7 protein-coding genes and 5 tRNA genes are annotated in these 9,837 nt (G+C 34.9%); 2 read left to right on the top strand and 10 right to left on the bottom strand.

Annotated elements, in window-relative coordinates:
* Positions 1–280: 280 nt before the first annotated feature.
* Positions 281–799: a DUF6106 family protein gene (locus tag AC1VAQ_RS20205; RefSeq protein ID WP_479904464.1), complete on the bottom strand. Its 519-nt coding sequence runs from the start codon at positions 797–799 to the stop codon at positions 281–283.
* A 331-nt stretch (positions 800–1,130) separates the two neighbouring features.
* Between AC1VAQ_RS20205 and AC1VAQ_RS20210 the strand changes: the two genes are divergently transcribed.
* Entirely contained in the window at positions 1,131–1,970 is an 840-nt protein-coding gene (locus AC1VAQ_RS20210; RefSeq protein ID WP_302599572.1) for an undecaprenyl-diphosphate phosphatase, read from the top strand.
* Positions 1,971–2,078: 108 nt separating this feature from the next.
* Here AC1VAQ_RS20210 and groL read toward each other — a convergent pair whose 3' ends face one another.
* The 3 genes from groL to AC1VAQ_RS20225 all read right to left on the bottom strand — a co-directional run bounded on the left by groL (position 2,079) and on the right by AC1VAQ_RS20225 (position 5,129).
* On the bottom strand, positions 2,079–3,713 hold the full coding sequence (gene groL / locus AC1VAQ_RS20215; RefSeq protein WP_302599573.1) for a chaperonin GroEL: 1,635 nt from the start codon (positions 3,711–3,713) through the stop codon (positions 2,079–2,081).
* A gap of 63 nt (positions 3,714–3,776) precedes the next feature.
* Entirely contained in the window at positions 3,777–4,061 is a 285-nt protein-coding gene (groES, locus tag AC1VAQ_RS20220) for a co-chaperone GroES (RefSeq protein ID WP_054743485.1), read from the bottom strand.
* Positions 4,062–4,214: 153 nt separating this feature from the next.
* Positions 4,215–5,129: a DNA-3-methyladenine glycosylase family protein gene (locus AC1VAQ_RS20225; protein WP_302599574.1), complete on the bottom strand. Its 915-nt coding sequence runs from the start codon at positions 5,127–5,129 to the stop codon at positions 4,215–4,217.
* 167 nt (positions 5,130–5,296) lie between these two features.
* On the opposite strand from AC1VAQ_RS20225, the gene AC1VAQ_RS20230 reads away from it, so the two are divergent.
* Positions 5,297–6,061, top strand: coding sequence for a DUF6062 family protein (locus AC1VAQ_RS20230; RefSeq protein WP_302599576.1), 765 nt, complete (start codon positions 5,297–5,299; stop codon positions 6,059–6,061).
* A 111-nt stretch (positions 6,062–6,172) separates the two neighbouring features.
* Here AC1VAQ_RS20230 and AC1VAQ_RS20235 read toward each other — a convergent pair whose 3' ends face one another.
* The 6 genes from AC1VAQ_RS20235 to AC1VAQ_RS20260 all read right to left on the bottom strand — a co-directional run bounded on the left by AC1VAQ_RS20235 (position 6,173) and on the right by AC1VAQ_RS20260 (position 9,747).
* Positions 6,173–8,821, bottom strand: a complete 2,649-nt coding sequence (locus AC1VAQ_RS20235) for a cation-translocating P-type ATPase (protein ID WP_302599577.1) — start codon at positions 8,819–8,821, stop codon at positions 6,173–6,175.
* Between the two features lie 392 nt (positions 8,822–9,213).
* Positions 9,214–9,286 (bottom strand) — tRNA-Thr (locus AC1VAQ_RS20240).
* Positions 9,287–9,316: 30 nt separating this feature from the next.
* Positions 9,317–9,390, bottom strand: a tRNA-Arg gene (locus tag AC1VAQ_RS20245).
* An 81-nt stretch (positions 9,391–9,471) separates the two neighbouring features.
* Positions 9,472–9,545: transfer RNA gene (locus AC1VAQ_RS20250), tRNA-Ile, on the bottom strand.
* A 25-nt stretch (positions 9,546–9,570) separates the two neighbouring features.
* Positions 9,571–9,643, bottom strand: a tRNA-Thr gene (locus tag AC1VAQ_RS20255).
* Positions 9,644–9,673: 30 nt separating this feature from the next.
* Positions 9,674–9,747 (bottom strand) — tRNA-Arg (locus tag AC1VAQ_RS20260).
* Positions 9,748–9,837 lie beyond the last annotated feature (90 nt).

Consider the following 9,837-nt stretch of genomic DNA (forward strand, 5'->3'; position numbering starts at 1 on the left):
CCACCACTCAGAATATTTGCAGAATTAAAGGCTTGTAACTAAGAAGTTGAGGCTCCCTCCTGCTGATAGTCTACATACGGAGTGATTTGTTGTCCCTCTTGGTGAAGAAGTATAAAGCGGTTTTAGTGATGCTGTTTGAGTAGTGTGAATGAAATGAGCACTACGAGTTCATCACGTTGCTTTATAATTCTTTACTTAGAGGGACACAAATCACGTAGTCGTAGCTATCAGTAGGAGGGAGCCTCAACGACGCTCAGTTCCCAAGCCCAATTCTGTAACCCTACATTCTGCGGAATATTTTATTTGGAGACTGTCTAAACATTTCATCTAAGAAATCTTCACTAGGTGAAAGAATAATTTTAGTTGCTCCAAATTGTGTTTGTCCAATAATTACATATGTATTTTTATCATTTGAGTTATCGCTAGCATTGATGACTTTAGCGACACCTTTTCCTTCAATCTCATGGCGGTGATTTGCATCATCCATTGCTGCCATAACATCAATCTTTCTTAAGTTAACTGTTGTTACTCTTTTACGTTTTGAGCGATTGTAGATTACATCAATATCTAATTCCTCATTTGTTAATATGTACTCATATTCTCTGCTAAACATGATAAATAAATATCCTGCGCCTAATAATGCTGCAATTGTAATAATAGGCCCAAATATTGCTCCCCCCATAGTCATAGCAAGTAAAATAATTACTGCCGCACATACTACAATAAGTGCTTGCATGGTAATATCCTTAGCTGACTTCTTCTGCTTAATCATGTACTCTTTAAAAGTTGCTTGCATCATTTCCCTATACCATCCTTCCAATAAAATATATTTCTCAACATACAATATATAAAGTTCATTACTTGGTATATATCTGCGTATATGTTATACTTTGGTATATTCGCTTTGCTTCATATATTATGTATTGAGTTTGAAACACGCCTTATACTACTTAAATCCTACTATATAAAAATACTATAAAATACGTTTTTTTTCAATATAAGTAGAAACTTATAAACCTTAAGTTATTTTTAATTAAACGTAATAATTATAGTGCTTGTCTTCATAAACTATTATAATGTATAGAAGTAAATAAAATATAAACAATTATAAAATTAAAGGAGGGCTTTCATTGGATCTATTATTTATGTTAAAAGCCGCAATTCTTGGTATTGTAGAGGGGCTTACAGAGTTCTTACCCGTATCCTCTACAGGTCATTTAATCATCTTTGGTAACCTCTTACGTTTCTCTGAAAATACAGCCTTTGCAAATATGTTTACAATGGTTATTCAACTTGGTGCCATCTTAGCTGTACTCGTGCTATATCGTAAGAAAATCATCGATACAGTTGTTCATCTTTTCCCTAGCAAACATGTTCCTACTGAAAAAAGTGGACTCTATTTCTGGGGTATGATTGCAATCTCATGTGTCCCTGCTGCTGCTATCGGTATTCCTTTTGATGACCTTATTGAAGCCAAGCTCTTTAATCCGCTTGTAGTAGCTTGTGCGCTCTTCATTGGCGGTCTCTGGATGATGTATGCAGAAAGCAAACTGCGTGGTAACCAAACAACATCTTTATCAAATACTTTAATTACACCTAAAATCGCTATTATCGTAGGACTCTTCCAAGTACTCTCTATCGTACCTGGTATGTCTCGTTCAGCTTCTACAATCATCGGTGGTTGGGTAGCTGGCCTTTCAACAGTAGCCGCAGCAGAATACTCATTCTTCCTTGCAATTCCTGTTATGTTTGGTCAAGCACTTCTTAACATCTTAAAAGCACAAAACGCTTTAACAAGTGTAGAATGGATTGGCCTTGGCGTAGGTTTCGTTGTTTCTTTCCTTGTAGCACTAGTAGTTATTGATCGTTTCTTAAACTACTTACAAAGAAAACCAATGAAAGTATTTGCAGTATACCGTATTATCTTTGCATTCGTCGTGCTAGGCTGTGGTATACTTGGTTTATTCTAAATAGTAAATAAAAAAAGAGTAACTACCTAATGTTTTTTTTAGCTAGTTACTCTTTTTCATATTAGCTTATATATTATTTACGCCATAAACTTTGCTATTAGGCAGGAATTACATCATTCCCATTCCGCCCATGCCACCCATGCCGCCTGCTGGCATAGCTGGTTCATCTTTCTTAATATCAGCTACGATACATTCTGTTGTTAAGAATGTAGATGCTACTGATGTTGCATTTTGAAGTGCGCTTCTTGTTACTTTAGTTGGATCAACAATACCGCCTTCAATCATGTTCATGTACTCTTCTGTAAGTGCATTGAAACCAACACCATTTGCAAGTTCTTCAACTTTGTTGATAACAACTGCTGGTTCAAGTCCTGCATTTAATACGATTTGACGAAGTGGTGCTTCAAGAGCCGCAAGGATGATTTTAACACCTGTTTTTTCATCGCCTGTTGTTGTATCTAATAATTTAGCAACATCTTTTTTAACGTGGATATATGTGCTTCCACCACCACCGATGATACCTTCTTCTACAGCCGCACGTGTAGCTGCAAGAGCATCTTCGATACGAAGTTTCTTTTCTTTCATTTCTGTTTCTGTTGCAGCACCCACTTTGATAACTGCTACACCACCAGCAAGTTTAGCAACTCTTTCTTGCATTTTTTCTTTATCGAAATCAGATGTTGATTGTTCGATTTGGTTACGGATAAGTGCAACTCTTTCTTTAATAGCTGCTTTATCTCCAGCACCATCAACGATTACTGTATTTTCTTTTGTAACTTTGATGCTTGCTGCACGACCAAGCATATCGATTGTAGCTTCTTTAAGGTCAAGACCAACTTCTTCAGAAATTACTGTACCACCTGTAAGGATTGCAATATCTTGAAGCATATCTTTTCTTCTATCACCGAAACCTGGTGCTTTAACAGCTACACAGTTAAATGTTCCACGGAGTTTGTTTACAACAAGTGTTGCAAGTGCTTCGCCTTCAACATCTTCTGCAATAATGAGAAGTTTAGAACCTGTTTGAACGATTTGTTCAAGTACTGGTAAGATATCTTGAATGTTTGTGATTTTTTTATCTGTAATTAAGATGTATGGATTGTCAAATACAGCTTCCATTTTTTCTGTATCTGTTACCATGTATGCTGATAAGTATCCACGGTCAAATTGCATACCTTCTACTACATCTAATTCTGTAGTCATTGTTTTTGATTCTTCTACTGTAATAACACCATCATTTGATACTCTTTCCATAGCATCAGCGATTAAGTTACCTACTTCATCATCACCAGCTGAGATAGCAGCAACTCTAGCAATATGGTTTTTGCTATTTACTGTTTGGCTCATACCTTTGATTGATTCTACAGCAGCTTCTGTAGCAGCTTTCATACCACGACGAACGATAATTGGGTTAGCACCAGCTGCAATATTTTTAAGACCTTCTGTAATCATTGCTTGTGCTAAAACTGTAGCTGTAGTTGTACCATCACCAGCTACATCATTTGTTTTAGTAGCAACTTCTTTAACTAATTGTGCACCGATATTTTCAAATGGATCTTCAAGTTCAATTTCTTTTGCAATTGAAACACCATCATTTGTAATAAGTGGTGTACCAAATGATTTATCTAAAACAACGTTACGACCTTTTGGCCCTAATGTAACTTTTACTGCGTTTGCTAATTGATCAACACCTGCTTGAAGTGATTGTCTTGCTTCTAATCCAAAACGAATTTGTTTTGCCATGTCTATTGACCTCCCATTATGAGTACCTTAACTCATTATTATCTTATAATTACAATTACTCTACTATTCTACGATTGCTAAGATATCGCTTTGTTTCACGATAACATATTCTTCTTTTTCTAATGTTACTTCTGTACCTGCATATTTAGAGTAAATTACTTTATCTCCAACTTTAACTTGCATTTCTACTTTTTGACCATCTACCATGCCACCAGGTCCTACTGCTACAACTACTGCCTCTTGTGGTTTTTCTTTCGCAGCACCTGTTAAGATAATACCTGATTTTGTTTTTTCTTCTGCCTCAAGATGTTGAATAACAACTCTATCGCCTAATGGTTTTAAGTTCATAAAGAAAGACCTCCCTAAATTCTTATGTTTTTGTCTTGTTATTAGCACTCACTCAAGTAGAGTGCTAATTGATATTTATAATATTATGGCATTATTTCTTTTAATGCAAATTTTATTTTACTGTATTTAAACTCATTATCTCTGTTTTTTACTTTATTTCTTTCCTTTTTGCTTATTTTCTTTTGTTTTTATCTTTTCAGTGAAAAGTGCATTTTCTCTACCATAAAAGAATAAATACTGTTGCGCATAGCCTGCTAACTCTCCAAAGTATGACTTTGCAAACTCTTGAATCTCATTTAGCTTCATTTCTCTACCTTCAAAATATAGTCCCTCGACTACTCTTTTTATCCAAACATCTGTTGGGAAAAGCTCCATTTTTGAATAAGCAAATAAAAGAATACAATCTGCTATTTTAGGTCCAACCCCCTTTATACTCATTAATCTTGCTTTAGCTTCTGCTGCGGGTAAAAAATACAACTCATTTAATACTATTTCCTCATTCAATACTTTATGACAGGCATCTATAATATAAGGCGCCCTAAAGCCTACCTTGCAAGCCCTCAGTTCTTCCTCAGTAGCATCCCGCAACTCCTCTGGGGTAGGAAAAGTATAGTAAGGTCCATTTTCACCTTCTTCTGTAATAGGTTGACCATATCGCATAGCTATATTTTTAATGCACTCTTTAATATGAGGAATTGCCTTATTTTGTGAAATAATAAAGGATATTAACATTTCCCAAGGGTCTTGCCTTAATATCCTGATACCTTCGCCAAACTGAACAGCCTTCGCCATGTGTTCATCTTTAGCAGACAATATATTGGCAATTTCAGCATAATTGGTTTCAATATCTAGATAGTGACTCCATACTTCATCTAGTTCACTAATATTCGTGTTATACACCATTACACTACTAGAATCTTCGTGCTGCGCCAACTTAATAAGCCTTTGTTTGGCAATAAGTATATAACTTTGATCCGTAATTTTCTCAAAGCGAAACACTTGTCCGCTTTCTAAAATTTGTCTCACATTGAAATGATCCAAATGGTCTAGCATCACCACGTTTTTCATGTTGTCACATCCTTTACTATTATTCCTTAGATATTATTTCCAATTTGTAAATAAATAACCATTTTTTACCTAAGTATGTTTTTGCTATTTTATTCACGAATATTAATGATTATTCTGCCACCTTTATGTTATGCTAGTATTATACTAGTACTGAAAGGGAGTCTATCATGAAAGATACAATTTATACTATTCCTCTAACAGATGCATTTAATGCACAAGATGAATGTCCTTTTTGCTTTATTAAACGTAAGCTTGAACAAGATGCTATTTCCTTTATATTAGGTGCTGCTTATATGGAAGATGATATTCGCGCCACTACTGATGAAATGGGTTTCTGTAATGAACATTATAAAAAAATGTATGATTACGGTAATCGTCTTGGTACAGCACTCATTCTACATACGCATTATATTGCACTTCAAAAAGAACTTGCTAAACAAATTGAAGCTTTCTCACCATCTAAAGCAAGCTTCTTTGATAAACTCAAGAAAACCAAAACAATTCAAGATGCAGATAGCAATCCAATAAGTGATTGGGTAGATGCCAAAAACAAGTCATGTTATATCTGTGATTACATAGATAAAAATTTTGTACGTTACATGGATACTTTCTTCCATCTCTATGCCAATCAACCTGAGTTCAAGAAACTCTTTAACGAAAGTAAAGGTTTCTGTGTCACTCACTTCGGAGATCTCATGCGCCTTTCTCACACAAAAATCTCTGAAAAAGATAAACCAGAGTTTTATGCTTCACTCTTTAAACTAACTCAGGATAACCTTAAACGCTTAGAAGAAGACCTTTCTTGGTTTATTGATAAATATGACTATCGTAATAAAGATGCTGATTGGAAGACTTCTAAAGATGCCATTCCTCGCGGTATTCAAAAATTAGTAGGTGGCTATGTTCAGGACCCACCTTTTAAAGAAAAATAATTTATAAAAAGAGCCATCACCACATTGAACGCCCCCATAAGTTAAACCTAAAAATCTAACCTATAGGCGATTAGTTCACAGTGAAGCGATGGCTCCTTTTAGAATATTAAATTATTGTTTTTCTGATACTTCATATTTATGGCTTCTTCTAAATTCACCTAATTCCTTAAACATCTTATAAATTTGAATACATACTGTAGGGAAAATTGCAAAACCATATAAACTTATAATTTGCCTTTCATTTAAAGGACTTACCGCACAAAATTCACTAAGCCCTGGCATAAATAACACTAAATTAAGTAATAACACACCTATCACAAATGCTATTACACTCGCTTTATTTGATAAAAGTCCTAATTTATATATAGATCCTTCACCTCTGCAATTAAACCCATGAAGTAATCTTGCCAAACACAATGTTCCAAAAGCCATTGTCATTGCTACGCTACTATCTCCAGTAGTTAATCCAATATAATATGACATCATTGTAAACACAGCTAATAATACCCCTTGTATCCCTACTGTCTTCATAAACATCTTATTTAATAGTTTCTCCTTTGGATGTCTAGGTTTTTGTTTCAGTAAGTCATCTCTAGATTGTTCCATTCCTATAGCAATAGCAGGTAAACTATCTGTTACTAAATTAATAAATAACAACTGTACTGCAGCAAAAGGAATTGGTAATCCTAATAATGAAGTTGCTAATACACATAGTATTCCAGCCGTATTACCAGATAATAAAAAGCCAATGGCATTCTTAATATTACTATATATATTTCTTCCATTTACAACGGCCTTTACAATAGTTGCAAAGTTATCATCCATTAAAATCATAGATGCTGCATCCTTAGATACCTCTGTCCCTGTAATCCCCATAGCTATACCAATATTCGCTTTCTTAAGGGCTGGTGCATCATTTACACCATCTCCAGTCATGGCTACTATATTTCCTCTTCGTTGCCAAGCTTCTACAATCCTAATTTTATGAGCAGGAGATACTCTTGCATACACCGAAATATCTTCTATCTTCTCATCTAATTGTGCGTCACTCATTTTATCTAACTCGATTCCCTCAACGGCAATCTGGCCTTCTTGTAAAATGCCAATCTCTCTAGCAATACTAGATGCCGTTACCTTATGATCACCTGTAATCATAACTGTTCTAATTCCAGCCTTAATACAATTATCTACGGCCTCCTTAGATTCTTCTCTAGGTGGATCTATCATTGCCACAAGTCCTAAAAATGTATAGTCACACTCATCATCTAATGTAATTTCCCGCTCTTCTGGTATTTCCTTATATGCAAATCCTAATACTCTAAGCCCATTATTGGAAAATTGTTCATTAGCCTTAGCAATCTGCAGCCTATCTTCTTTATTAATCTCACGTTTTCCCTTGCTTGTTTCTATATAGGTTATACGCTCTAATAAAACATCTGTAGCACCTTTCGTAAATAAAATAAGTTTATTATCTATTTTATGCAGCGTACTCATAAGTTTTCTATCTGAATCAAACGCTATCTCTTGCTGTCTCTTAATTTCACTACGCATTTCCTCCTCATCTATTCCATAAAGTTCAGCAAAATTAACTAGTGCTATCTCTGTAGGGTCTCCCATACTCTCTTTTTCTCGTGTAATAGAATCATTACATAATACACATGCTTTCATCAAATAATCATCTAAATGATTCTCTAACTTTAATTCTCTAATCCCTACTTCTGCTCCATCTCTAAATAACTTCTTAACGGTCATCTTATTTTGAGTTAATGTTCCTGTTTTATCTGAGCAGATAACAGATACACACCCTAAGCCTTCTGCAGCCTTTAGCTCTTTCATAATTGCATTTTGCTTAGCCATATTTTGAGTTCCCATAGCTAATACTATGGTTACAATAGAACTCAGTGCCTCTGGTATAGCTGCTACGGCTAAGGCTACTGCAAACATTAACGCATCGATTATAGCCATTTTTCTATACAAACTCAGGCCAAATACTACCACACAAATACCAATAATAATAAATGCTAATTTCTTACTAAATTCATCTAAGCTCATTTGCAGTGGTGTCTGCTTATCTCCCACCTTATTCATTAAATTGGCTATCTTACCTATTTCTGTTGCCATACCTGTATGTGTAACAACGACTACAGCACGCCCATAAGTTACAAGTGATCCAGAAAATACACTATTCTTTTGATCACCTAATGGAATATTTTCCTCTACATTAATCACGTCATCTTGCTTATTTATACTTTCTGATTCTCCCGTTAAGGAACTTTCATTAACTTGTAAATTAAAATTTTCTATAATTCTTCCATCAGCTGCTATCAAGTCTCCTGCCTCTAATACCATCACATCACCTGGTACCACTTGCTCTGAAGGTACTAATATCTGTTTTCCTTCTCTTATGACCTTTACCTTCGTTACTGCCAATGCTTTTAAACTCTCTAAGGACTTCTGTGCCTTAAAATATTGGATAGTCCCTAATATAGCATTCAGAGTTATAACTACTAAAATAACAACTGTACTCTCTTCGTTACCCGAAATAAATGAAATGATTGCTGATACAATTAACACAATGACTAATACATCCTTAAATTGCTCTAAAAATACTTGTATCCAGCTTTTATGCTTTTTCCCACTTAAAATATTTTCTCCATACTGGCTCAATCTCTCCTTTACTTCTTTCTCAGATAATCCCTCCTTCCTACTCTTCATTAAATCTAATACTTCATTTTTCTCCTTATTAAAGAAAGCCTCCATTACCGGTTCCCCCTTGTAATTAAATTTATCTATAAAAAAAGACTCTTAACATAACTTTAGCAACTTAAATTACTAAAATTATATTAAAAGTCTTGTAACCAGATATTTGGTATATAGTACCAGATAATTTATCGGGTATGTTGATACTATATTTTATACTACTCCCTTTTAATAAATATTATCCAAAATATATTGTTTAACTTATTATAGAACTACTTAAAGTTCCTAAACGGGCATCTATACAATAGGAATATATTTATCTCATATCAAATTTATGCCATTTATTAAAAATAAATATATCACATCTTACTTTTATATTCAATACTATCTTGATTATAAAAAATACAAAAAAATCTTCTATGAAAGTTAATTTTCATAGAAGATTTTACCTAAGCCGATGATCGGACTCGAACCGATAACCTGCTGATTACAAATCAGCTGCTCTGCCAATTGAGCCACATCGGCATTTACAAATCTATAATTTCTTATAGATAACGTGCACAGAAGGATTCGAACCCTCGGCCTTCTGATCCGTAGTCAGACGCTCTATCCAGCTGAGCTATGCGCACATATTCATTACTTATTATTTTATTTACATAATTCCAATTAGAATTCAAAAAATTAACACCTACTAAGTAAGTGTAATTTAGTGGACCCTCGGGGACTCGAACCCAGGACCGTCCGGTTATGAGCCGGATGCTCTAACCAACTGAGCTAAGGGTCCATAAGTCAAACCTTAATTATGTATAAGCCGATGATCGGACTCGAACCGATAACCTGCTGATTACAAATCAGCTGCTCTGCCAATTGAGCCACATCGGCATTTACAAATCTATAATTTCTTATAGATAACGTGCACAGAAGGATTCGAACCCTCGGCCTTCTGATCCGTAGTCAGACGCTCTATCCAGCTGAGCTATGCGCACATGCCATTACTTACTATTCATTTAATCTATATTGCTATAGATAACGTGCACAGAAGGATTCGAACCCTCGGCCTTCTGATCCGTAGTCAG

It is taken from the genome of Cellulosilyticum sp. (assembly GCF_982396655.1).